The sequence below is a fragment of the Leisingera aquaemixtae genome (assembly GCF_001458395.1).
GTDB lineage: Bacteria > Pseudomonadota > Alphaproteobacteria > Rhodobacterales > Rhodobacteraceae > Leisingera > Leisingera aquaemixtae.
This window is the reverse complement of sequence record NZ_CYSR01000010.1, coordinates 324,221-346,905: the sequence shown is the minus strand read 5'-3', so window position 1 is coordinate 346,905 and position 22,685 is coordinate 324,221. Positions and strand designations below refer to the sequence as shown.

Sequence of the window (22,685 nt, the reverse complement as noted above, 5' to 3'; positions counted from 1 at the left end):
GCGGGGACCCCCTTACGATTTACTGCTCTTGCTCTTCTAAGAAAGGGTAGTGCGGCGGCCGTCAACACGCAATGGGGCGGCCCGGCGGCCGCCCCATAAAATCCGGCGAAAGCGCGCCGAAAATTTAAACTTCCCGTTACATGTTGGGGTAGTTCGGGCCGTCGCCGCCCTGGGGTGTGGTCCAGGTGATGTTCTGGGACGGATCCTTGATGTCGCAGGTCTTGCAGTGGACGCAGTTCTGGAAGTTGATCACGAACTCCGGCTGGCCGTCCTTTTCCACCACTTCGTAGACACCGGCCGGGCAATAGCGCTGCGCCGGTTCGGCATATTTCGGCAGGTTGACCCGGACCGGGGTGTCCTCGTTGCCCAGGCGCAGGTGGCAGGGCTGGCTTTCCTCGTGGTTGGTCATCGAGAAGCTGACGTTGGTCAGGCGGTCAAACGACAGCACGCCATCGGGCTTGGGATAGTCGATCACCTTGTGCTTGGAGGCTTCCTCGGTCGCCTCGGCATCGTTCTTGCCGTGGCCCAGGGTGCCGAAGAAGGAGAAGCCAAGGAGGTTGTTGGTCCACATGTCGAGGCCGCCCAGCGCCAGCGAGGCGGTGAGGCCCCACTTGGACCACATCGGTTTCACGTTGCGGACCATCTTGAGATCCTTGCCGATGGCGCCGTCGCGCACGTCGGCTTCATAGGCGGTCAGCTCATCGCCGGAACGCTCTGCCTTGATCGCGTCAAAGGCGGCTTCGGCTGCGGCCTTGCCCGACAGCATCGCGTTGTGGTTGCCCTTGATGCGCGGCACGTTGACCATGCCCGCGGAGCAGCCCAGGAGCGCCACGCCCGGCGCCACCAGTTTCGGCATCGACTGCCAGCCGCCTTCGGTGATGGCACGGGCGCCATAGGCCACGCGCTTGCCGCCCTTCAGCAGCTCGGCCACCACCGGGTGGTGCTTGAAGCGCTGGAATTCCATGTAGGGGAACAGGTGCGGGTTCTTGTAGTTCAGGTGCACCACGAAGCCCACGTACACCTGATTGTTGTCCAGGTGGTAGATGAACGAGCCGCCGCCCGCATTGGAACCCAGCGGCCAGCCCATGGTGTGGGTGACGGTGCCTTCCTTGTGCTTGGCCGGGTCGATCTCCCAGATCTCTTTCATGCCGACGCCGTATTTCTGCGGCTCCTTGCCGTCAGACAGGCCGTATTTGGCGATCACTTCCTTGGACAGCGAGCCGCGCACGCCTTCGCCCAGGAAGACATATTTGCCGTGCAGCTCCATGCCGGGCTCATAGGCCGGGCCTGGGGTGCCGTCGGGGTTCTTGCCGAATTCGCCGGCAACCACGCCCTTCACTTCGCCATTGTCGCCGTAGACCAGTTCCGAGCACGCCATGCCCGGGAAGATCTCGACGCCCATTTCCTCGGCCTGCTCCGCCATCCAGCGGCAGACGTTGCCCATGGAGACGATGTAGTTGCCATGGTTGTTCATCAAGGGCGGCATCGGGAAGTTGGGGATGCGGACGTGGCCCGCCTCGCCCAGCATGTAGAAGTTGTCTTCCTTGACTTCCACGTTCAGCGGCGCGCCCTTTTCTTTCCAGTCGGGGATCAGCGCATTCAGGCCGCAGGGATCCAGCACCGCGCCCGACAGAATGTGCGCGCCCACTTCGGAGCCCTTTTCCAGGACCACGACCTGCAGGTCGGCGTCCAGCTGTTTCAGGCGGATGGCCGCGGACAGACCAGCAGGGCCGGCCCCGACGATCACCACGTCGTATTCCATCGCTTCGCGTTCAATCTCGGCCATCTGCGGCGCTCCTTGGCTAACTTTTGCTACCGGCCCCGCAACAGTCTGCGGGCGCAATATTCTTTCGCGGTTGCTTAGCGTTCGGCGCCCCCATGGGTCAATCCAAACTCCGCGTCAAACACCTGTAAAACAGGCAACTGAGACAAAAAGTGCGTCCATTATCGTCACTCAAGGATCATTTTCCGCCGCCATCTCTGTCTCGGGCCGGTCTCCCATCAGGTACCGGGGTCCCTGCCCCTTCTGTGCCGCCCGGTCCTCGGGATTGTAAAGCTTGCAGTTCGGCAGCGACAGGCAGCCGCAACCGATACAGCCGTCCAGATTGTCGCGCAGTTTGACCAGGGTCTCGATTCGCTGATCCAGGTGGCTGCGGAAGTTCTCGGAAATACGCGCCCAGTCGTCTTTGGTGGGGGTGCGGCTGCCCGGCAGGCTTTTGAGGAAGCCGCGGATTTGCGGCAGGGAAAAACCGAACTGCTGCGCGATCATGATGAAGCTGAGCCGCCGGATATCGGCCCGCTGGAACCGCCGTTGGCCGCCGGCGTTGCGCCAGGGCTCCACCAGGCCTTGCGCCTCGTAATAGCGGATGGCGGACACCGCGAGGCCGGTGCGTTCGGCCAGATACCCGATGGAAATCCCGGCAGACTGGGGCATGGGGAACTCCCTGAAGAAATCTCTTGAGCTAAAGTTAGGTTTAGGACCTAGGGTGAGTCGCATCAACAGGTTTGCTCAGGCAAAAGGAGATTTCCGATGAGCGCAGTTCTGGAACATGCAAATGTCACCGTCGCAGACCCCCATGGCACCGCGGCCTGGATGGAAAGTGTTTTCGGCTGGCATGTGCGCTGGCAGGGCGAGGCCAAGAACGGCGGCTACACTGTGCATGTTGGCGGGGAAAACAGCTATCTGGCGCTGTACACGCCGCGTACCTCTGCAGGCAAAGCGCCGGAAAGCTACGGCATTATCGGCGGGCTGAACCACCTGGCGGTGATTGTCGAGGATCTGGACGCCACCGAGGCCGCGGTGAAGGCTGCAGGTTTCACGCCGATGAACCACGGCGACTACGAGCCGGGCCGCCGGTTTTATTTCCACGATGAAAACGGCATCGAATACGAGGCGGTGCAATATGATTGACCTGCTGTGGCAAGCGGGGCTTCCGCGGCTGCCCGCGCACGGCATTTTCTTGCGCATTCCTGTGGAAAAGCCGGCCAAAGCACGCAGTTAGGCGGATTTGCGGGCCAGCAGCCCCCGCGGCCACTTGAAATCAGGCACCGGATTGGGTCAGGTAATTGTCAACCGGACCGGACGCCCCGCGGCACATGCTGCGGGGCTCCGGCTTTCGTACTGACAAAAACAAAACATAAAGAGCGACCTGGACCAACCACATGGAAAAGATCCCGATGACCCCGGCGGGTCACGCTGCCTTGGAAAGCGAACTGAAGACCCTGAAATCCGTCGAACGCCCGGCCATCATCCAGGCGATCGCCGAAGCGCGCGAGCTGGGCGACCTGTCGGAAAACGCCGAATACCACTCTGCCCGCGAGAAACAGTCCTTCATCGAGGGCCGCATCAAGGAGCTGGAAGGCATCCTGTCGCTGGCCGATGTGATCAACCCGGCCAAGCTGAACGGGGCGATCAAGTTCGGCGCCAAGGTGACCGTGGTGGACGAGGACACCGACGAGGAAAAGACCTGGCAGATCGTCGGCGAGCATGAGGCCAACATCGAAGCGGGGCTGTTGAATATCAAATCCCCCATCGCGCGCGCCTTGATCGGCAAGGACGAAGGGGACAGTGTCGAAGTGCGTACGCCCGGCGGCGAACGGTCCTACGAGATCCTCAAGATCGTCTATTCCTGATCTGCAAGGCGGTGAATGGTCATGACAGGCTCCAGCAGCAGCCCGGGCTCCAGCCCGACCTCCGCAGGCGGACGCCCGCTGCGCAGCTATGACGCGCCCGCGGGCAGCGGGCTGGGCGGGGCCGAGCTGGTGGCCATCGGGCTGGGGGCGCTGTGGCTGCTGGCGGCAGTTGCGTTCTATGTCTTTGCCCCGCACGGCGCCGGCCTGTCGCAATGGACCGATCTGATCACCGGTGTGCTGGCGGTGGTGCTGCCGCTGGCGATGCTGTGGGTCGCCGCCTCTGCCGCGCGCTCGGCCCGGGTGATGCGGGAGGAAAGCGAACAGCTGCAGGCCGCCATCGACGGGCTGCGGCAGACCTATCTGGCCCAGGCCCAGCAGCATGCCGCGGTGGCCGAGCCGTCGATGGCCAAGCGGCTGGAGGAGATCGCCGAGGCGACCCGCAAGACCGAAACCGCGCTGGCCACCTTCCACACCAGCCGCCGCGCCAATCCGGTGCGCCCGGCAATCCCCGCCGAGGCCGCCGAGATGACTGCCGCCGGCCAGGGTTCGCTGGCGCTTGGCACCCAGGCCGCGGACACCGCGCCGCCGCTGCCTGCGGATCAGTTCATCCGCGCCCTGAATTTCCCGGAAACTGCCGAGGATGAAGAAGGCTTTGCCGCCCTGCGCGCCGCGCTCAAGGACCGCAAGGCGGCGCAGGTGATCCAGGCCTCGCAAGACGTGCTGACGCTGCTCAGCCAGGACGGCATCTATATGGACGACCTGCGGCCCGACATGGCCCGGCCCGAGGTCTGGCGCCAGTTCGGCCAAGGCGCGCGCGGCCGCGCGGTGGCGGCGCTTGGCGGCGTGCGCGACCGCACCTCGCTGGCGCTGACCGCAGCGCGGATGAAACAGGACCCGATCTTCCGCGACGCGGCGCACCACTTCCTGCGCCGGTTCGACCAGATGTTTGCGGATTTCGAGGCCGAAGCCACCGACGGCGAGATTTCCGCGCTTGGCAACACCCGCACCGCCCGCGCCTTCATGCTGCTGGGCCGGGTCGCCGGGACGTTTGATTGATCGGGCGGCCCTGACCGGGCCGCTGCCTGCGGCGCGAGTATTTCTGGAAAGATGAAAGAGCGGAGCGGCGCCGGGCGTCAGCGCGGCGCCGGGCCCAACGGCGGGCAAGCATCTTTGATGCGCCAGGCCGCGGGCGGGAGGGCTCCGTTCACATCGAAAAGCTGCCGTAGGGGAGGAAGCGGACCGGATCGCCGGGCTTGATCTCCGCGGCGCTGTCGCCAAGCTCCACCAGCCCTTCCGCCCAGCTGAGGCCGCTGATGCGGCCGGAGCCTTCGGATTTGAACACCTCGGCCCGCCCGTCCCGCACGCGCGCCCGCAGGTATTCGCGGCGGCCCGGTTTCTTGCGCTTTTCAAAACCGGCCGGGACTTCAAACGCCTGCGGCTCCTGCCAGCCGGCGCCTGCCATCAGCCCCATGGCGGGCCGGGCAAAGATCAGCGTGCAGACCAGCGCCGCCACCGGATTGCCCGGCAGCCCGAACACCGGTGTGCCCTGCCACATGCCCAGCGCCAGCGGGCGCCCGGGTTTCAGCGCGATGCGCCATTCCTGCAGCGCGCCCGCCTCGCGCAAGAGCGCCGACATATGATCCTCATCCCCCGCCGACGCGCCGCCTGATGTCAGGATCACATCGGTTTGCGCCGCGGCGCCGTCCAGATGCGCCCGCAGCGCCTCGCGGTCATCTGCGGCTTTGCCCAGATCCACCGGCACAAAGCCCAGCTGGCGGATCAGCGCTAGCAGCATCGGGCGGTTGGCGTCGAAGATCTGCCCCTTGCCTGCGGTTTCACCCGCCTCGACCAGCTCGTCGCCGGTGGAGAGCACGCCCACCCGCAGCGGCAGCCGCACCGTCAGCTGCGCCAGCCCGGTGGCGGAGGCCAGGGCCAGATCGGCCGGGGTGATGACCCGGCCTGCGGGCAGGATGCGTTCGCCCGCGCAGACGTCCTCGCCCGCCTTGCGGGTGTTCGCCCCCTGTTTCAGCGGGCCGTTGAAGGCGATCCGGGTGCCGTCGGTGTTGACGTCTTCCTCCAGGATCACGGTATCCACGCCATCGGGCAGCGCGGCGCCGGTCAGTACGCGGATGGCGCTGCCTTCGGGGACCGTGCCGTCAAACGGCACGCCGGCGGCTGCGCGCCCCGGCACCAGCGGCAGCTCATGCGGCCCCTCTGCCCTGCCGCCGGCAAAGCCGTAGCCGTCCACCGCCGTATTCGGCAGCGGCGGGTTGGCGCGTTTGGCCGCCGCATCCTCTGCCAGCACCCGGCCCAGGGCGTCTGCCAGCGGCACGGTTTCAGCGCCGGTAACCGGCCCCAGCCTGTCCCGGAGCAGGGCCAGCGCATCATCCACCGGAGTCCAGTCCACCCCCGCAGGCAAGGCAAAACAGTCGTTGCTGAGCGGCGGCGGTGTCAGCCCGCCCGGCTCATCCCGGGCCAGCGCGTTCAAGCGGTCATCGTGTCCCGTGCCCAAAATCCAAGCCTCCTCTTGCGCTTCCTCAGGCACTGCGGCCAGCATTTCACTTAGCTCTTCCGCCGGCAGGCGGCTGAGCGCTTGCGACAACAGCCGCATCTGCACCCGGTCGCGTATTTCTTCCCGGCCGGCAACAGCCATGGCAGCCTTGACGGCCGGCTCGATCAAACCTGGCCAAATTTCCGCGAACACAATTTGCGCGGCCGCAATGTTTTCGAAAGGCCAGACAGCCGCCTTGTGCCGGAGACGCAGCCGCTGCAGGACCGGCAGCCCCATCAGGACCTGGCTGCCAACCGTCGGATTGAAGAACAGCTGAAAGCAGGAGGAGGCCGCCTTGGCTGCCAGATCCGCGCGGCGCCGTTCCGGAACGTCTTTGTATGCGATACCGGCCTTGCGGTAGGGAATATCCGGCCAGCGCGTCTGGTCCGGTTTGCCCCAGAACGGGCCGGTGCCGGCAAACAGCCGGTTCATCTCGGAAGCGACGTCAAACCGGTTGTTGCTGCCGTCCTCAGCATCTTCTATGCGCTCTTCCAGCCAGTGCCAGAGGGCGAAGGGGTCATCCGACCCGGTGATCCGGCGCGCGAAGCCGCGCGGATAGCCGAAGGGAAAGTCAAAGGCTGCCAGCACCCGCCGCCGCGCGGCCTGCTCTTGCTCCAGGAAGCTGCTGATCCAAGCTTCCGCCTCCTGCCGGCTGCGGCAGTAGATTTGCTGTTCCGCAGTGCCGCCGCGTGCCACGCCGAGCCAGATCGCGTCCTTGCTTTCCCGCGGCGGTTTACGCTTGGCGGCAGACCAGTCGACGGCCAGAACGGTGTCGAAAACGCTCACAGGTCCAATTCCGACTGAATGAAATCAGCTATCGCGGAGGTGCCGTCCAGATCGAAGACAGGGCGGTCCAGCTCTAGCGCCGTGTCGCTGGCAACGGCCCGGATGCTGGGATCCTGCGGGGCAATCAATTCGGTGCCGGCGGACTGCCGGTAGGCCTCGATCTTTGGGTGCGGTTCGCGTTTGTAGCCCTCCACCAGCACCAGGTCGACCGGGAGGAGACGGGCCAGCAGCTCCGCCAGCGGCGGTTCTGCTGCGCCGCGCAACTCCTGCATGATGGCCACGCGCCCGGCTGAGGCCAGCACGACCTCCGACGCGCCGGCCTGGCGGTGGCGGTGGCTGTCGGTGCCGGGCTGGTCCACATCCGTTGCGTGATGGGCGTGCTTGATGGTGGAGACGGTGTATCCGCGGGCGCAGAACTCCGCCACCAGCCGCTCCATCAACCCGGTCTTGCCGTTGTTCTTCCAGCCGGTGACGCCATAGATCTTCACTTCAAGAGCGCCTCGGCGCGGGCCAGGTCCTCTGGCGTGTTGATGTTGAAGAAGGGGTCGAAGGGATCGGCCTCGAACAACGCCTCGCGGCCGCCGTGCTGGTCGGTCCACAGCACCACCTTGCGCAGCCCGCCGTTCAATGCGGCGCGCAGGTCGTCGCGCAGAGCGACAGGCCAGAGGCCAAAGGCCGGGTGCCGGTTCACTTTGCTCCGCCCGCCGGATTTCAGCGCCTCAACGCCGGTGCGCGGGGTGGTGGCGAGGACCAGAGGGTGCTCCATACCCTCCGCCGCTGCGGTCAGCCGCGCCACCAGGTCCAGCGGGAAGAACGGCGTGTCGGCGGCGGCGGTCACAATGGTGCCCACCCCCTGCCCTGCCGCCCAGTCGAGCCCGGCCAGAACGCCCGCCAGCGGGCCGGCAAAGCCCTCGATCGTATCGGCGATGACCGGCAGGCCCAGATCGGAGAACCGTTCCGGATCGCCATTGGCGTTGAGCGCGAGCCCCGCGACCTGCGGTGCCAGCCGGTCCACCACGCGGGACAGGAGGCTCTGGCCGCCGACCTGCAGCCGCCCCTTGTCGCCTCCGCCCATCCGGGTGGCGAGACCGCCTGCGAGGATTACGCCCAAAGGCTTTTGTTCTGCCATTTGTTCTCCTCCAGAGCCAGACTCCGGTTACCCGTCCGCACCCTTGCGCCGGTGCTTCTTCTCTTCCACCGGCGCGTCCTTGGGGTCCATGTCCCGCACCAGCCGTTCCTCACCGGACAAGCAGATGAACCGCTGGCCGCGCATCCGGCCGATCAGGGTGAGGCCGACCTCGCAGGCGATCTCCACGCCCCAGGCGGTGAAGCCCGAACGGGACGCAAGCACCGGAATGCCCATCATTGCCGTCTTGATCACCATCTCCGAGGTGAGCCTGCCGGTGGTATAAAGGATCTTGTCCGCGGCCTCCGCCTGCTCCGACAGCATCCAGCCGGCGATCTTGTCCACTGCGTTATGGCGGCCGACGTCTTCCATATAGACCAGCGGACGGTCCTGGCGGCAGAGCACGGTGCCGTGGATGGCGCCGGCCTCCAGATACAGCGAGGGTGTGCGGTTGATCTTGTGGGCCAGCGTATAGAGCCAGGAGGTGCGGACCTCCGCCTCGGGCAGGCGCACGTCCTCCAGCCCCTCCATCATGTCGCCGAAGACGGTGCCGACCGCGCAGCCGGAGGTGCGGGTCTTCTTCTTCAGCTTCTCCTCGTGGCTGGTTTCCACCGCGGTGCGGACCACGACGGTTTCCAGGTCCTCGTCGTAGTCGACGCGGGTCACCTCGTCCTCATCCTGCAGCATTCGCTGATTGCGCAGGAAGCCGAGCGCCAGGTATTCGGGGTAGTCGCCGATGGTCATCGCGGTGACGATTTCCTGTGAGTTCAAGAAGATGGTCAGCGGGCGCTCCTCGACCACGGCGATCTCAGCCGCGTCGCCATTTTGGTCGGTGCCAGTGACAGCGCGGGTGAGCCGCGGGTCTGCGACGCCGGGGGCGATCAGATATTCTGACGTGATATCCATGCTCACCAATTGCATTCCTTCTGCGTCCGCCTTAGGGCGGTTCAACGCAATCTAGGACGCGCAGATGGCAATCACCACCACCAAATCGGCCTTCTGGAAGGGGTTTCGCGACAGCGCGCCCTTCATTTTCATGGCCTCGCCCTTCGGCTTTCTGTTCGGAGTGCTGGCGGCAGAGGCCGGGCTGATCGTGCCGGAGGCCTTTGCCTTCTCGCTGGCGGTCTTTGCGGGCGCTGCCCAGTTCACCGCGCTGCAGCTGATGCAGGAGAACGCGCCTCTGATCATCATCCTGATCTCGGCGCTGGCGGTGAACCTGCGGATGGCGATGTATTCGGCCTCGCTGACGCCATATCTGGGCGATGCGCCGATGTGGCAACGGGCACTGGCCGCCTATTTCGTGGTGGACCAGTCCTATGCGCTGTCGATCGTGCAATTCGAGACCGAGCCGGAGATGCCGCTGGCGCAGCGGGTGGCCTATTTCTTTGGCACCAATGGCATCGTGGCGCCGGCCTGGGTGATTGCCACGGCGCTTGGCGCGCTGGTCGGCACCCGCATTCCGGAGAGCTGGGGCGTGGATTTCGTGCTGCCGCTGGCGTTTCTGGCGATGATCGGACCGATGCTGCGCACGCCGGCCCATATCGCCGCCTGTTTCGTGGCCGTTGCGGCCTCGCTGCCCGCGGCTGCGCTGCCCTATAATCTGGGCTGATCGTTGCGGGTATTGCAGGCATGGTGGCCGGGGCGCAGGCGGAGCTGTGGCTGGAGCGGCAAAAGGCAAAATCGGAGGCCGCGAAATGAGCAGTATCCCCGCCCCCATCCTGTGGACCGTGATCATCGGGCTGGCGCTTGGCAGCTACGCCCTGCGGTTCGCCTTCATCGGCTTCATGGGCGGGCGCGCGATCCCGGAATGGCTGATGCGGCATCTGCGCTATACGGCAGTGGCGATCATTCCGGCGCTGGTGGCGCCGCTGGTGGTCTGGCCCGCCCCCGCCGGGGGAGAGCCGAGCCTGATCCACTTTGCCGCCGCGGCCGCGACCTTTGCCGCGGGCTATCTGACCAGAAACGTGCTGTTTGCCCTGGGCACCGGCGGGCTGTCGCTGCTGCTGTTGTATCTTGCCGCCTAGCGCTGCGCGCCTGGCAGCACGATCACTCTGAAGCGGCGCTGAGCGTGGCGTTGCTTTTGGCGAGGCCCGCCTGCAAATCGCCGCTGTCGTTTTCGTAATAGCGCTCTGTCACCACCCCCGGCAGCTGGCCGAACTGCTCTGCCAGTTTTTCCGGATAGAAGGTGCGGTCCAGGCTTTCGAACCCCGGAACCTGCTGCAGAATGCCAATCGTCGCCTGCGCGCAGAATGCCCCCGGAACCCGGCCGTTGCTTAGGGCAAGCCGGTAGGCTTTCTCCGCCTGCTCCGGTGTAACCTCGATGCGCTGGATGACAACGTGATAGGTGCTGCGGGCGTGGGCGCCGCGGTAGGCCTTCTCGACAGCGGGCGTGATGCCGTGGATGACATCGTCCCGTTCCGGCACCACGGAGGCATAGAAAGACCCTGCAGGATCGAAAATCACCCGTTCAGAGGCGTTGATCATCAGCGACGTGTGGCCGCCCCGCCCGGTGCGGTTGTTGATCATCGTGTAGAGGGTGAGCGCGGGCGGTCCGGGGTGGCGGTAGGCCACCCGGGCCAGGGTTTCAGCATCCGCGTTGGGCTGCTGCGGCGCAGCGCAACCCGCGAGCGCGGCCAGGACCGCGCCAAGGCAGAGCAGATTGCGCATCGAAGCAATCCCCGTTCAATAAATCAGGACGCGAAGACCGCCAGGAAAATGGCAAAGATGACCAGCGCAATGCTGAAGCGGGTCACGAAGGTCAGGAAACCGGAATAGGTCTTTTCCTGAACGGTGGTATCCATGGTGCCGTGCTGATGTTCAGCCATGTGAGTTTTCCCTCAATTCACGTGCATTTTTCCGGTGATTACTGGATTTGCGCCGCTCTGTCACCACGTCAATCGGGCGCATCTGACAGAAATGAGACGCGAATCCCGATGCCGCAGCGGCAATCCGGGCCGCTGCTGCGCTGCGTCCGGTTGCGGCGCCGAATCGGCGCCGGGGCGCGGGCCTCAGTCCTGCTGCAGGTCGGAGGCCAGGCGGAAGCCGATCCGGTTGGCGGGGGCCTCCTGGCGCGCCTTGGGCACCGCGCGCAGCATCACGTTCAGCTGGCTGACATGCTGCACCAGCTGGGTCCGGGAGCCGCTGCCCTCGCTGCCGTAGAAGGTGATGATGTCGGGATCGAAATAGCCCATGCCCTCGATCCGCAGCACCCCGGCATTGCCGCCGGCAAAGCCCATCGCCACCTCGTGTTCAGCATCCAGCTGTTTCTCGAAGTTCTGGATATAGAGTATCAGGCGCTCATATGCCCAGCGGGCGGGGCTTTTGGAGGCATCGGGTTTCTGCAGTTTCTCGGGCACCTCGGTCAGCCCGGCGCAGGCATCGGGATCGGAGTGAACTTCATGCACGCACGGCAACACCGCCGCTTCCGCTGCCTCGGCGCTGGTTGAAATCTCGTCGTTCATGGTTCCCCCTTGTCCGGGGTGCGTCACCCCTTGCTTGTCCGGGGTGCCTCACCCCTGGCGCTGGTAGAGCCAGGCGCCGTCTTCGCGCACCCAGCGCGTCACCTGACCGGTATGGTACAGATGGTTTACATGGGCCACCGCCTCCACCAGTGCAAGGCCATACTCGCCTTCGCCGATTGTGCGCTTGAACAGGGGGGCAAAGCAATCTGCGGCCGTGCGCGGCTCTGACAGGTGGTCCATCAGCCGGTCCAGCGCGCCGTGGTGGTTGCCGATCAGCTGCTGCATCCGAAGCGGCAGACGGGTGAACGGCAGCTTGTGGCCGCCCAGGGCGAGGTGATCGGGGCGCGCCAGCTTCGACAGCCGCTCGCAGGACTCCAGCCATTCGCCCAGCGGGTCCGCCATCGGCTCGGTTGCGTAGACGCCGATATTGGGGCTGATGGTCGACAGGATCTGATCGCCGGAGATCACTAGATTGTCATCGCGGCTCCAGAAGGTTGCGTGCTCCGGCGCGTGACCGTTACCGATGTGCACATCCCAGTCGCGCCCGCCCATGCGGATCACGTCGTCCTGCTTGATCCGGGTGAACCCCAGCGGCATCGGGTGCACAGTGTCGGCAAAGTTGAAGGGCCGGTCATTGACCCGCTTTTGATAAAATTCCGGCGCCATGCCCGCGCTGCGGTAATAGGCCAGGGTCTCTTCCGGCCAGACCTCCTGCACGTCCAGCGTCAGCATCCGGGCAAACAGCCAGGCGGTGCGGGTGGTGACCAGCTCAGCCCCATGTGCGCTTTGAAACCAGCCGGCCAGTCCGATGTGGTCGGGATGGTGGTGGGTGCCGACGACGCGCCGCACCGGCTTGCCCTGCAAGGGGCCAGCCATCAGGCTGTCCCAGATCGCGCGGCCTTTGCGGGTGTTGAAGCCGGTGTCGATCACCGTCCAGCCGTCGCCGTCATCCAGCGCGTAGATGTTGACGTGGTCCAGCTTCATCGGCAGCGGCTGGCGCATCCACAGGACGCCCTCGGCCACCTCGATCGCTTCGCCCTGCGCGGGCGGCTCCTGCCACGGAGTGCGGGGCGAAACGTCGGGGATGTCGGTCACGGCGTCAGCCTGCCAGCTCATCAAGGCTGAGGGCAAAGGTGCCCGCGGCCCCCGCCTGAGCGTGCGCCAGAAGCGAGGCATGTTCCGGCAGCATCCGGGTGATGTAGAAGCGGGCCAGTTTCTCGCGCGCACCGCCCTGGTCCGCCATCGCCGCGGCCAGGTGGTAATGGCCGCCCAGCACCCGGGCAAAGGCCCGCAGATACGGCACGGAGCCTGCAAAGCGGTCCTGCATGTCCTCTTGCGCCACCAGCCACTCGGTGGCCTCACGCAGGGATTCGCAGGCCTGCCAGACTGATTCCGCCATGTTGGGATGGGTGGCGCGGGCGCGCTCGGCCTGTTCCTCGATCTCGTCGATGAGGGCAAAGGCGGTCTCGCCGCCGTCCATCATCTTGCGCGCCACCAGGTCCATCGACTGGATGCCGTTGGTGCCTTCGTAGATCGCCGTTACCCGCACGTCACGGTAATACTGCGCGGCACCGGTCTCTTCGATAAAGCCCATGCCGCCATGCACCTGCACGCCGGTTTCCGAAACCCGGATACCGGTGTCGGTGCCAAAGGCCTTGGCAATCGGGGTCAGGAACGCAGCGCGGGCGGCCCAATCCTTTTCGCCGGTTGCGGTCTGCAGGTCGATCGCCTGGGCACAGGCCAGAAGGATCGCGCGGGAGGCGAACAGGTCCGCCTTCATCTCCATCAGCATCCGGCGCACGTCGGCGTGGTCAGCGATGAAACCGCTGGCGGTCTTGCCCTGCTTGCGCTCCAGCGCATAGGCCAGCGCGTGCTGATAGGCACCCTCACCGGCGCCAACACCCTGCCCGCCGACGCCGAGGCGCGCGTTGTTCATCATGGTGAACATGGCCGCCATGCCGCCATGCTCCTTCCCGACCAGCCAGCCGGTGGCGCCGTCATACTGCATCACGCAGGTGGGGGAGCCGTGCAGGCCCATCTTGTGCTCCAGGCTGACGACCTTCAGGCCGTTGGCCTTGCCCGGGTTGCCATCAGCGTCCGGCAGGAATTTCGGCACCAGGAACAGCGAGATCCCCTTGGTGCCCGGTGCCCCGTCCGGCAGCCGCGCCAGCACCAGGTGGCAGACGTTTTCGCAGAAATCATTGTCGCCCCAGGAGATATAAATCTTCTGGCCGGTGACCGCATAGGTGCCATCGCCGTTCGGCTCTGCCTTGGAGCTGAGCGCGCCCACGTCGGAGCCAGCCTGCGGCTCGGTCAGGTTCATGGTGCCGGACCATTCGCCGGAAATCAGCTTGGGCAGGTACAGTTCCTTGATCGCGTCGGAGGCGTGATGCTCCAGCGCCTCGATCTGGCCCTGGCTCATCAACGGGGCCAGCTGCAGCGACAGGCAGGCGCCGGCCATCATTTCGTTCACCGCGGTGGCGACCGTCAGCGGCAGCCCCATGCCGCCGTGCTCTTCCGGCGCGCTCATTCCGATCCAGCCGCCTTCGGCGATGGCCTTGAAGCCGTCAGCAAACCCCGGGGAGGTCCGCAGCACGCCGTTCTCCAAGTAAGCGGGCGTCAGGTCGCCGTTGCGCTGCAGCGGTGCCAGCACCTCGTCGCACATCTTGCCCGCCTCGTTCAGGATGGCGCTCACGACATCCGAAGGGGCCTCGGCAAAGCGGTCGGTGGCGGCGATTTCGTTATAACCGGTTACGTTGTTCAGCAGAAACTCGTACTCGGAAACGGGGGCACGGAAGGTCATGGGCGTCCTTTAGCGGTGTTTCGGGGGCGTCCTGGCGCGGGCAGCCTTGGCTTCCCGGCACGGGCCTATTATGGTCAGTGGCTTGACCGATTACCTAATCGCACGCCTGTTTCAATCAACCAAAACGCCGCGTCACCCGGAATGCCCCAGCACAGCACCGAAATCCTTGCCGCAACGGAAGCGGGCATCGCCCGTGCCGCCCAGCTTTTGCGGGAGGGCAAGCTGGTCTCCTTCCCGACCGAAACGGTCTATGGGCTTGGCGCCGATGCCCGCCAGGGCGAAGCGGTGGCAGCGATCTATGAGGCCAAGGGGCGGCCGTCCTTCAACCCGCTGATTGCGCATGTGCATTCGGCGGAGGCCGCGCAGCGCTATGTGGAGTGGAACGGCATGGCGGAGACGCTGGCGCAGGCCTTCTGGCCCGGCCCGCTGACCCTGGTGCTGCCGCTGCGCGCGGGCCACGGCATCTCGCCGCTGGTGACGGCCGGGCTGGACACTTTGGGCGTGCGCGTGCCTGCCCATCCCGCGGCCCAGGCGCTGCTCAGGGCGCTGGACGGCCCGGTGGCGGCGCCCTCGGCCAACCCCTCCGGCAAGATCAGCCCGACCACTGCGGCGCATGTGAAGGCCGGTCTGGACGGGCGCATCGCTGCCATTCTGGACGACGGCGCCTGCGGGGTCGGGCTGGAGTCGACGATTATCGGCCTGGCGGGGCCGGAGCCGGTGCTGCTGCGCCCCGGCGGATTGGCGGCGGAGGAGATCGAGGCGGTGCTGGGCCGCAAGCTGGCGGTGCGCGATGTGCGTGATCCGATGACCGCGCCCGGCCAGCTGCTGTCGCACTACGCCCCCGGCGCGCCTGTCCGCCTTGATGCCGCCGCGCCTGCCGAGGGCGAGCTTTACCTCGGCTTCGGCCCCGGCGCGTGCGACCTGAACCTGTCCGAGCGCGGCGACCTGGCTGAGGCGGCGGCCAATCTGTTCGGCCACCTGCACCGCCTGGACGCGCTCGGCAAGCCGATCGCCGTGGCGCCAATCCCGGAGCACGGGCTGGGCGAGGCCATCAACGACCGCCTCCGCCGCGCCGCCGCGCCGCGGGATTGAACGGCGGGTTTGCAGCCCCACGCGGGGCTCCCGCCCCTTTGAGGCCCATCACAGATGGGCCGCAAAGCGTTGGGCCAAGCGCCGCGCAAGCGCGGCGCGCGTTGCGGCCTGTCCAAGCGTTGCCTCATGGGCTGGAAGGCCGGCCGCCAATTGAAATTGGAAACCGTCCTTAAGGCTCCGGGACGCCAGCCGCTGCGCACCCCGGCGCCGTGCGCCAGCACGGCGCTGGGCCCAACCTTTTTCCGGTCATCTTTGATGATTGGAACAAAGGGCGGGAGCACCCCCTGCCCTGAAGCACAACGCCCCTGCGGCCGCGCCTCAGGCGTGGCCCGCGCTGGCCGACAAGGTCAAGGGATCGACGCCCAGCGTCTTCAGCGCGGCTTCCCATTTGCTGTCATCGGACAGGCTGAAGACCAGTTCAGGGCTCGCCTCTGCCGTCAGCCAGCCGTTCAACGCAATCTCCGACTCCAGCTGCCCCGGCCCCCAGCCGGCATAGCCCAGCAGCACCAGCAGGTCCTTCGGCCCCTTGCCGCCGGCAATATCTTCCAGGATGTCCAGCGTCGCAGTCATCGAAAAGCCGCCCGGCACCTTCAGCGAGCTGACATCCGATTCGTAGTCCGGCGTGTGCAGCACGAAGCCGCGCTGTGTCTCCACCGGGCCGCCAAAGCGCACCGGCAATTCTGCCGCGGCGCTGCCTTCGCCGCCCATGTCCAGCTGTTCCAGCAGATCGCCCAGCGCCACGCCGTCGGCGGGCTTGTTGACGATAAGCCCCATCGCCCCCTCTTCGCCGTGCGAACAGAGGAATACCACTGCGTGCTCGAACCTCGGGTCGCCAATTCCAGGCATTGCAATCAAGAGCTTGCCGGTCAGATCCATGAATTTCCATCTTTCTGCTGCCTGTCCCCACCATGACGCGCAGCCGCCCGGCACGCAAGGGGCGCAAACGCGCAGGGCGGTGAAGCCTCCGGCAAATTTGCCGCAAACACAGGGTGATGAGCGGCGCATGACCGGATCGTGACTTGGCAAACCGCGCTGCCGGGCGCATGTATTTGTGCATGAGGAAGACACTGACCAAAGCTGCTGCCTGCGCGGCCTCCCTTCTGGCCCTTGCCGCTGGCTCCCCGGCCCTGTCGGGCGCCGCCGAAGGCGGCATCGTGGAGATCGAGGTGCTGGACGGCGGCATGACACCGCGCGGCACCTATATGGGCGCGCTGCGGGTCAAGCTGCAGCCCGGCTGGAAAACCTATTGGCGTGCGCCCGGCGATGCCGGTATCCCGCCCAGCTTTTCCTGGCGCGGCGCGCGCAACGTGGGCGCGCTGTCGATCACCTGGCCTGCCCCCGAAGTCTTCCTGACCTCTGGCTACCGCACCATCGGCTATCACGATCAGCTGGTGCTGCCGGTGGAGATCACGCCGGAGACCCCGGGCAAGCCGGTGCGGCTGAAGGGGCGGATGCAGCTGGGGGTGTGCAAGGATGTCTGCGTGCCGGCCGAGCTGAAATTCGACCATCAGTTGGACGCAAGCGCGGGCCGCAACCCGGCGATTGCCGCCGCGCTCGCGAGCCGCCCCTGGTCGGCCAAGGAGGCTGGCGTGCGCCAGGCGGCTTGCAGCCTGCGCCCGTCTGAGTACGGCATGAAGGTCACCGCCCGCATCTCGATGCCCCCGGCCGGCGGCGAGGAGATCGCGGTGATCGAGCCCGGCAACCCCAAGCTTTACGCCGGCGAAACCACCACCCGCCGCGAGGGCGGGCTGCTGGTGGCGGAAACCGAGTTTCTGCCTGCCGACAACAGCGCCTATGCCATTGACCGCTCGAAACTGCGGATCACCGTGCTGGGGCAGAACCACTCTGTCGACATTCAGGGCTGCAGCGCCGGATGAGCTCAGCTGACAGCCCGCAGCGCCCGGTGCTTGGCACCATTGCCGTGGTCTGCCGTCATTTCGATGGCCAGGACCACGTGATCCTGGTGCAGCGCGGCAAGGAGCCGAACGCAGGCTGGTGGGGCTTTCCCGGCGGCCATGTGGAGATGGGCGAGACCGCCCTCCAGGCCGCCGCGCGCGAACTGATGGAGGAAACCGGTGTCTCCGCCCGGCCGCTGGAATATCTCACCAATGTGGATGTCATCGTCCGCGCCGCGGCGGGCGGGGTGGAGCGCCAGTACCTGCTGACCGTGGTCCTGTGCGCGCACGCCAGTGGTGATCCGCTGCCGGATGATGATGCCGAACAGGCGGAATGGATCCCCATCGCGGAGATCGAAAACCGCGGCCTGCAGCTGCTGGATCAGGTGGGCGAGGTCGCCCGGCTGGCTCAGGCCCGCTGGCGGGCGCTGAACCGGTAGGCCGCGCCGCCAGCCAGATAGGCCAGCAGCGCCAGCACCAGCGCCCCGGCCAGACAGGCCAGCAGCCCGGCCCGCACCGGCTCCATCGCCGCCAGCGCAGGCACCGCCCGCAGCAGCGGATGCAACGCCCCCGTGGCCATCGCCCAGCCCAGCGTCAGCACCAGCCAGCCCAGCTGCGCCAGCGCGGTGCCCAGCACCAGCCAGCGCAAACGCCCTGCCCCGCGCCGCAGGGCCCGGCGCAGCGCTGTCATCGGCCGCGACAGGTCCCGCTGCATCGCCACCAGGGCAGGCACCACCAGCAGCACCAGGAACATGCCAAAGCCCAGGCCGTAGACCAGGGTGATCACCGTCGGCTTCAGGAACTGTGCCTGCTGCGCGCGTTCGAACAGCAGCGGCGCCAGTCCCAGCACCGTGGTCATCGTCGTCAGCATCACCGGCCGCAGCCGGTCCGCCGCCGCGTCGATGATCGACGGGATCAGCCCGCGGTCTTTGGCATACTGGTCGATCGTGGTCACCAGCACGATGGAATCGTTGATGATGATCCCGGTCATCCCCAACAGGCCCACCACCGTGAACATGGACAGCGGCACCTCCCAAATGTAGTGACCCCAGATGGTGCCGACGAGGCCAAAGGGAATGATCGCCATCACCACCAGCGGCCGGGTCCAGCTGGCAAAGATCCAGGCCAGCACCAGGTAAATCCCGGTGAGGCAAAGGATCAGGCCGGTACCCGCTTCCTGCAAGAAAGTCTGCTCCTGCTCCGCCAGCCCCGACAGGCGCCATTCGACCTGCCGCTCGCTGGCGATCTTCGGCAGGATCTCCTCCTGCAGTGCCTGCATCACCGCCTCGGCGCGGGCCGGATCGTCCTCGGAGATGTCGCCGGTCACGCTGATCACCCGGATGCCGTTCTCGCGGCGCACGGTGGAAAACCCGGTGCGCTGCGTGACCGAGACGATATCGGCCAGCGGCACGTAGATCCCGCTGGGCGCCCGCATCAGGGTGCGCTCCAAGAAATCAGCGGTCAGTTCATTTTGCGGCAGCTCCACCCGGATCGCTGCGCTGCGCGGCCCGTCGGGATAGGTTGCTGCCTCAATCCCATTCAGCCGCGCCCTGAGCGCGCGGCCCAGGCTGCCGATGGTGAAATTCAAAGCCTGGCCGTGCGGGGTGAGGTCCAGGATCACCTCCTCCTTGTCGTAGGCCAGGTTGTCCTCGACCGCGGACACCTCGGGGAAGCGCAGCAGCGCAGTTTTCAAGTCCTCTGAAGCGGTCTTGAGCGTCTGCACGCTGGCGCCCGCGAACTGCACGTCCAGCGCATCGCCGCCCGGGCCGGAGCGCCAGCTGCGGAAGGACACCGTCTCGACCATCGGGTGGCGCGCAACCCGTTCCTGCAGTTCCGCCACAAAGGCGAAGCTGGAATAGGGGCGCAGGTCGGCGTCGATCAGCTCGATCGAGATCCCGCCCAGCAGGTCGGCTTCCTTGCCTTCAACCCCCGACAGGCCACGGCCCGCATTGCCGCCGGTCTCGGCCATCACGAAATCCAGCGGGTTGCGGCCGTAGCGTTCGGCGTATTCGGCGCCCAGCGCCTCTGTCGCGCGCTGCATCTCCCGCATCATCGCAAGGGTATCGGCGCGGGTGGCGCCCTCGGCCATGACGAAATTGCCGGTGATTGAACCGCGCTCCGGCGCGTTGAAAAAGCGCCATTGCACATCGCCGTTGATGAACAGCGCCGCCTGGCTGGCCAAGATCGCCAACGCCCCGGCCAGCACCGCATAGCGCGCGGTGACGACCAGCCCCATCAGCGGGCGGAACGCATGGTCGCGCAGCCAGCGGAAGCCGCGGTTCACCATCCGGTTCGGCCAGTCGTACCAGTGCCGCGCCTGCGCATGGGTCAGCGCATGGGCCAGGTGGTTGGGCAGGATCAGGAAGCATTCGACCAGCGAGGCCGCCAGCACCGCGATCACGGTGAAAGGGATGTCGCGGATCAGTTCGCCGAACCGCCCGCCCACCAGCGTCAGCCCGAAGAAAGCAATGATCGTTGTCAGGGTCGCCGCAAAGACCGGCATCGCCATCCGCCGGGCGGCATTCTCGGCGGCCTGCACCGGATTTTCGCCCAGTCGGCGCACCCGGAAATCGGCGTGCTCCCCCACCACGATGGCATCATCCACCACGATGCCCAGGGTGATGATCAGGCCGAACAGGCTGACCATATTGAGGGTGATCCCGGCCGCATACATCAGAGCCACCGCGGCAAACATCGAGGCCGGTATCCCCACCGCGACCCAGAAGGCAATCCGGGTGTTGAGGAACAGGAACAGCAGGCACAGCACCAGCGCAAGCCCCATCAGCCCGTTGTCGACCAGCAGGTTCAGCCGGTCGGTGATGTGTTCAGCGCGGGTGCGGATCAGCTGCGCTGTGACCCCTTGCGGCAAGCTGGCCTGCATTTCCGCGACCACGTCCTGCACCTGGCCCTGCAGGCGGATCGCATTGCCCTGGTCAGAGCGGTCGACCCGGATCGACATCGCCGGATGGTCACCGACAAAATAAGAGCGGTTGCGGTCCACCCCCTCGACCCGCACCGCGGCCACATCATCAATGGTCAGGACGGAGCCGTCGGGATTGGTGCGCAGGACGATGGCTTTCAGCTCATCCGGCTGGCGTTTCTCGCTGCCGGTGCGTACCCGGGCATTGGCGCCGCTCACGTCGCCTGCAGGATCCGCGTCGACCTCGGCGGCAATCGCTTCGGCGATCTCGCGCATGGTGATGTCATGGGTGATTAGCTGGGCGGTCGGCACTTCGACGATGGTTTCCGGCGCCGCCACCCCGCGGATGGTGGTGCGGGTCACACCGGCCTCGAACAGCCGCACCACCAGCTCATCCGCAAAGAGGCCAAGCTGGCCAGGCCCCACCGGGCCGGTGATCACCACATCTGTGACCCGGTCGCGCCAGGCGCCGCGCCGCACCTCCGGCTCCTCCGCCTCTTCCGGCAGCGAGGTGATGCCGTCCACGGCGCTTTGCACGTCATCGGTGGCCTGCCCCATGTCGGAGCCCGGCTCGAACTCCAGCGTCAGCGTTGCCAGCCCTTCGCGCGAAATGGAGGACGTCTTCTCCACCCCGTCGACCGCCAGCAGCACCGGCTCCAGCACCTGGACGATGGCGTTGTCCACGTCCTCCGGCCCGGCGCCCTCCCATTCAACCGAGACAGTCACCCGCTCGACGATAACATCCGGGAAGAACTGCGCCCGCATATTGGGCATCGCCGCCGCCCCCAGCACCAGCATGATCACCAAGAGCAAGTTTGCGGCGGTGCGGTGGCGGGCGAAGTAACTGAACAGCCCGCGGGCCGGACGGGGGAGCTTGCGGACCACGGCCCTCAGCCTCCCATCCGGGATTCAATACGGGTGACCAGTTGCGCCGGCACCCTTGCCTCAGCCAACTGCTGCAGCATCTTGGCCTTTATCTCAGACGGCATTGCACTGCTGCCCTCGACAAAGGCCACCAGCCGGGCGCGGCGCTCGTCGCTCAGCTCGATCAGCTCGGGCAGCGCCTGCACCCCGGCGCCCTGGCGCAAGGGGCGCACCTTGATGCCAGCGCCCAGCAGCGGCGTGCGGCCGGTGACGATTTCGCGGCCCTCCAGCCCGGCGCCGCGGATCAGCACATCATCGCCCTGGCGGCGCACCAGCTCCACCGGCAGCGCCTCCAGCCGCCCCTCCTCGCCCAGCACCAGCACCTTGCCATCGGCCCCCAGCGCCGAGGCGGGCACACGGGCCACCGCCGCGACCTCGGGCTCAGTTACCTTGACTGTGACAAAATCCCCGGGCTCGAACCCCGGCGCGGTCTCCAGGCGCGCGTAGACCAGCCGCCCGGTCTGCCCGTTGCCCGCCGCGCCGCTGGCGCGGGAGATCCGCCCGGCGGCGCTCAGCCCCGCCCCGTCGGCATCCAGCGCCACCCGCACCGGTGCTGGCAGCAGATGCCCTTCGGCGTCCAGCAGCCGGGCGTATTGCGCGGTCGAGACCCGGAAAGCCACCTCCAGCAGGTCCGGATCGACCAGATCCGCGAGCTTCTCATTGGCCGAAACCAGCCGTCCCTGCACCAGGTTTACCGATTGCAGGGTGCCGTCGAAGCGAGCCTTGATCGTGGTGTCGCCCAGATCCCGCTGCGCCTCATCCAGCGCGATCTGCGCCCGTGCAACCCGGGTTGCGGCCTGATCGGCGCGGGCCTCAGCCTGGTTCACCGCCTGACGGCGCGAGATCACCGCCTGGCGCGCCTGCACCGAAGCCAGTTCTGCCGTTTCCACCGCCGCCGCGGTGCCGACGCCCCGGCTGGCAAGATCCACCTGCCGCTGAAAGGCGCGTTCGCGCAGCTGCGCCTGATCCTGGGTGGCTTGCAGTTCATCCTCGGCCAGAACCAGCGCGCGGCCTGCATCGCGCTCCTCGGCGCGGGCGTCCATCATGTCGGCCTCTGCCCGGTCCAGCGCCGACTGCGCATCCGCCGGATCAATCTGCACCAGCACCTCGCCCGCGCGGACCGTGCCGCCGTCCTCGAAATCCTCAGAGAGCTGCACCACCCGGCCGCCGACCGCGGTGCGCAATTCCAGTGCGCGGCGGCTCTCAACCCGGCCAAAGGCAGTCAGCTCCGGTGCCACTGTCTGCAGCTCCGCCGTCACCACATTGACCGCGAAAATCCGCTCCCGCGCCGGAGGGGCTGTCTTCTCCGCGTTCAGCTGCGCCTCGATTGCGCCGAAGATCAGCTGCCCGGCATAAAGCAGCAGGGCCGCCGTGACCGCCGCCAGGAAAACCCCTGTCACACTCTGACGCAAAAAGCGCATGTTTCTCCCTTCCGGTGGCGGCTGCTGCCGGGACCGCGCAGGCGGCCTGCCAAAGCGTAAAATGCCTTGTGCC

Annotated in this window: 21 protein-coding genes and 1 pseudogene; 8 read left to right on the top strand and 14 right to left on the bottom strand. The window is 66.6% G+C overall.

The window, feature by feature from the left end; translation table 11 throughout:
- Nucleotides 1–136: 136 nt before the first annotated feature.
- Both PHA8399_RS05440 and soxR read right to left on the bottom strand, forming a co-directional pair.
- A complete protein-coding gene (locus PHA8399_RS05440; RefSeq protein WP_058285157.1) occupies nucleotides 137–1,786 on the bottom strand; it encodes an electron transfer flavoprotein-ubiquinone oxidoreductase in 1,650 nt (549 codons plus the stop codon).
- Nucleotides 1,787–1,954: 168 nt separating this feature from the next.
- Nucleotides 1,955–2,434 (bottom strand): redox-sensitive transcriptional activator SoxR, encoded by a 480-nt coding sequence (gene soxR, locus PHA8399_RS05435; RefSeq protein ID WP_058285156.1) that lies wholly within the window; start codon nucleotides 2,432–2,434, stop codon nucleotides 1,955–1,957.
- Nucleotides 2,435–2,530: 96 nt separating this feature from the next.
- Between soxR and PHA8399_RS05430 the strand changes: the two genes are divergently transcribed.
- The 3 genes from PHA8399_RS05430 (at nucleotide 2,531) to PHA8399_RS05420 (ending at nucleotide 4,689) form a co-directional block, all read left to right on the top strand.
- Nucleotides 2,531–2,911, top strand: a complete 381-nt coding sequence (locus tag PHA8399_RS05430; RefSeq protein ID WP_058285155.1) for a VOC family protein — start codon at nucleotides 2,531–2,533, stop codon at nucleotides 2,909–2,911.
- A gap of 251 nt (nucleotides 2,912–3,162) precedes the next feature.
- Entirely contained in the window at nucleotides 3,163–3,633 is a 471-nt protein-coding gene (gene greA, locus PHA8399_RS05425) for a transcription elongation factor GreA (RefSeq protein ID WP_008555606.1), read from the top strand.
- A gap of 21 nt (nucleotides 3,634–3,654) precedes the next feature.
- Nucleotides 3,655–4,689: a hypothetical protein gene (locus tag PHA8399_RS05420; protein WP_058285253.1), complete on the top strand. Its 1,035-nt coding sequence runs from the start codon at nucleotides 3,655–3,657 to the stop codon at nucleotides 4,687–4,689.
- Nucleotides 4,690–4,837: 148 nt separating this feature from the next.
- Here PHA8399_RS05420 and PHA8399_RS05415 read toward each other — a convergent pair whose 3' ends face one another.
- The 4 genes from PHA8399_RS05415 to PHA8399_RS05400 are packed head-to-tail and all read right to left on the bottom strand — an operon-like array spanning nucleotide 4,838 to nucleotide 9,002.
- On the bottom strand, nucleotides 4,838–6,970 hold the full coding sequence (locus tag PHA8399_RS05415; RefSeq protein ID WP_058285154.1) for a molybdopterin-binding protein: 2,133 nt from the start codon (nucleotides 6,968–6,970) through the stop codon (nucleotides 4,838–4,840).
- A complete protein-coding gene (mobB, locus tag PHA8399_RS05410; RefSeq protein ID WP_058285153.1) occupies nucleotides 6,967–7,458 on the bottom strand; it encodes a molybdopterin-guanine dinucleotide biosynthesis protein B in 492 nt (163 codons plus the stop codon). The genes PHA8399_RS05415 and mobB overlap by 4 nt, the downstream gene beginning before the upstream one ends.
- On the bottom strand, nucleotides 7,455–8,099 hold the full coding sequence (gene mobA, locus PHA8399_RS05405; RefSeq protein ID WP_058285152.1) for a molybdenum cofactor guanylyltransferase MobA: 645 nt from the start codon (nucleotides 8,097–8,099) through the stop codon (nucleotides 7,455–7,457). The genes mobB and mobA overlap by 4 nt, the downstream gene beginning before the upstream one ends.
- 27 nt (nucleotides 8,100–8,126) lie before the next feature.
- Nucleotides 8,127–9,002 carry a formate dehydrogenase accessory sulfurtransferase FdhD gene (locus tag PHA8399_RS05400; RefSeq protein ID WP_244270156.1) on the bottom strand — a complete coding sequence of 292 codons (876 nt, stop codon included), beginning with the start codon at nucleotides 9,000–9,002 and terminating at the stop codon, nucleotides 8,127–8,129.
- Nucleotides 9,003–9,066: 64 nt separating this feature from the next.
- Between PHA8399_RS05400 and PHA8399_RS05395 the strand changes: the two are divergent.
- Nucleotides 9,067–9,794, top strand: a pseudogene (locus PHA8399_RS05395) (AzlC family ABC transporter permease).
- Nucleotides 9,791–10,120, top strand: coding sequence for an AzlD domain-containing protein (locus tag PHA8399_RS05390; RefSeq protein ID WP_058285150.1), 330 nt, complete (start codon nucleotides 9,791–9,793; stop codon nucleotides 10,118–10,120). Before PHA8399_RS05395 ends, PHA8399_RS05390 begins: the two are co-directional and overlap by 4 nt.
- A gap of 22 nt (nucleotides 10,121–10,142) precedes the next feature.
- On the opposite strand, the gene PHA8399_RS05385 is transcribed toward PHA8399_RS05390, so the two are convergent.
- From PHA8399_RS05385 to PHA8399_RS05365, 5 genes are all read right to left on the bottom strand, one after another.
- The gene (locus tag PHA8399_RS05385) at nucleotides 10,143–10,763 is read right to left on the bottom strand and encodes a hypothetical protein (RefSeq protein WP_058285149.1); all 621 of its coding nucleotides are present in this window, start codon (nucleotides 10,761–10,763) and stop codon (nucleotides 10,143–10,145) included.
- Between the two features lie 23 nt (nucleotides 10,764–10,786).
- A complete protein-coding gene (locus PHA8399_RS05380; RefSeq protein ID WP_008557812.1) occupies nucleotides 10,787–10,921 on the bottom strand; it encodes an aa3-type cytochrome c oxidase subunit IV in 135 nt (44 codons plus the stop codon).
- A 183-nt stretch (nucleotides 10,922–11,104) separates the two neighbouring features.
- On the bottom strand, nucleotides 11,105–11,557 hold the full coding sequence (locus PHA8399_RS05375; RefSeq protein ID WP_058285148.1) for a DUF6173 family protein: 453 nt from the start codon (nucleotides 11,555–11,557) through the stop codon (nucleotides 11,105–11,107).
- Nucleotides 11,558–11,605: 48 nt separating this feature from the next.
- A complete protein-coding gene (locus PHA8399_RS05370; RefSeq protein WP_058285147.1) occupies nucleotides 11,606–12,673 on the bottom strand; it encodes an MBL fold metallo-hydrolase in 1,068 nt (355 codons plus the stop codon).
- The gene (locus PHA8399_RS05365) at nucleotides 12,657–14,360 is read right to left on the bottom strand and encodes an acyl-CoA dehydrogenase family protein (protein ID WP_058285146.1); all 1,704 of its coding nucleotides are present in this window, start codon (nucleotides 14,358–14,360) and stop codon (nucleotides 12,657–12,659) included. The genes PHA8399_RS05370 and PHA8399_RS05365 overlap by 17 nt, the downstream gene beginning before the upstream one ends.
- Nucleotides 14,361–14,501: 141 nt before the next feature.
- Here PHA8399_RS05365 and PHA8399_RS05360 point away from each other — a divergent pair, with 141 nt between their 5' ends.
- Nucleotides 14,502–15,452, top strand: a complete 951-nt coding sequence (locus PHA8399_RS05360; RefSeq protein ID WP_058285145.1) for an L-threonylcarbamoyladenylate synthase — start codon at nucleotides 14,502–14,504, stop codon at nucleotides 15,450–15,452.
- 318 nt (nucleotides 15,453–15,770) lie between these two features.
- Here PHA8399_RS05360 and PHA8399_RS05355 read toward each other — a convergent pair whose 3' ends face one another.
- Nucleotides 15,771–16,328, bottom strand: a complete 558-nt coding sequence (locus tag PHA8399_RS05355; protein WP_058285144.1) for a YqgE/AlgH family protein — start codon at nucleotides 16,326–16,328, stop codon at nucleotides 15,771–15,773.
- Between the two features lie 179 nt (nucleotides 16,329–16,507).
- Between PHA8399_RS05355 and PHA8399_RS05350 the strand changes: the two genes are divergently transcribed.
- On the top strand, nucleotides 16,508–17,329 hold the full coding sequence (locus PHA8399_RS05350) for a protein-disulfide reductase DsbD domain-containing protein (RefSeq protein ID WP_244270155.1): 822 nt from the start codon (nucleotides 16,508–16,510) through the stop codon (nucleotides 17,327–17,329).
- Complete coding sequence (locus tag PHA8399_RS05345) at nucleotides 17,326–17,787, top strand: NUDIX hydrolase (RefSeq protein ID WP_058285142.1); 462 nt, start codon at nucleotides 17,326–17,328, stop codon at nucleotides 17,785–17,787. Before PHA8399_RS05350 ends, PHA8399_RS05345 begins: the two co-directional genes overlap by 4 nt.
- On the opposite strand, the gene PHA8399_RS05340 is transcribed toward PHA8399_RS05345, so the two are convergent.
- The gene (locus PHA8399_RS05340; protein ID WP_058285141.1) at nucleotides 17,757–21,152 is read right to left on the bottom strand and encodes an efflux RND transporter permease subunit; all 3,396 of its coding nucleotides are present in this window, start codon (nucleotides 21,150–21,152) and stop codon (nucleotides 17,757–17,759) included. The genes PHA8399_RS05345 and PHA8399_RS05340 overlap by 31 nt on opposite strands.
- A 5-nt stretch (nucleotides 21,153–21,157) precedes the next feature.
- On the bottom strand, nucleotides 21,158–22,612 hold the full coding sequence (locus PHA8399_RS05335) for an efflux RND transporter periplasmic adaptor subunit (protein WP_058285140.1): 1,455 nt from the start codon (nucleotides 22,610–22,612) through the stop codon (nucleotides 21,158–21,160).
- Between the last annotated feature and the right edge of the window lie 73 nt (nucleotides 22,613–22,685).